This is a genomic window from Bartonella sp. AP36NXGY (assembly GCF_042195865.1).
GTDB lineage: Bacteria > Pseudomonadota > Alphaproteobacteria > Rhizobiales > Rhizobiaceae > Bartonella.
This window is the reverse complement of sequence record NZ_JBHIPD010000156.1, coordinates 1-530: the sequence shown is the minus strand read 5'-3', so window position 1 is coordinate 530 and position 530 is coordinate 1. Positions and strand designations below refer to the sequence as shown.

At 42.5% G+C, this 530-nt stretch carries 1 protein-coding gene; it reads left to right on the top strand.

What is annotated here, in order from left to right; translation table 11 throughout:
• The coding region (locus tag ACFINX_RS10410; protein WP_375668835.1) for a DUF3987 domain-containing protein at positions 1–530 on the top strand (530 nt) is incomplete at both ends.

Below are 530 nucleotides of genomic sequence, written 5' to 3'. Positions count from 1 at the left end.
TTATCCATGATTGGAGGCATTCAACCTTCACGCATTATTCCGCTCATTCAAGCCATACACCGTGGAATAAACGATGACGGTTTATTGCAACGCTTTCAAATGATTGTCTGGCCCGATGACAATAAAGAGTGGCAATTGGTTGATAAACCGCCCAATCAAGAGGGGTGGCAAAAGTATGAAGGGGTTTTTCGTTCTTTTCGTGATAAACGCTTAGGGTCTCCCGAACAGCCGCTGATCATGCGTTTTTCTGCTGAAGCACAAGTGAAGTTTTATGAATGGTTAGAGCATCTTCATAAAGAGGCAAAAGGAGGTAGTTACTCAGAAAGCTTACAAGCGCATCTTTTAAAAATGCCAAAGACCATAGCAAGTCTTGCGTTGATTTTTGAACTTCTTGACACTGGTCGTTTAGAAATTGGACTCTATGCCATCACAACAGCGTTGCGTTGGACAAGTTATCTGTTAAGTCATGCCAAAAGACTTTATGCGGCGGGGGATACATTAACAGCAGAGCGTGCAAAATTAATTGTCGA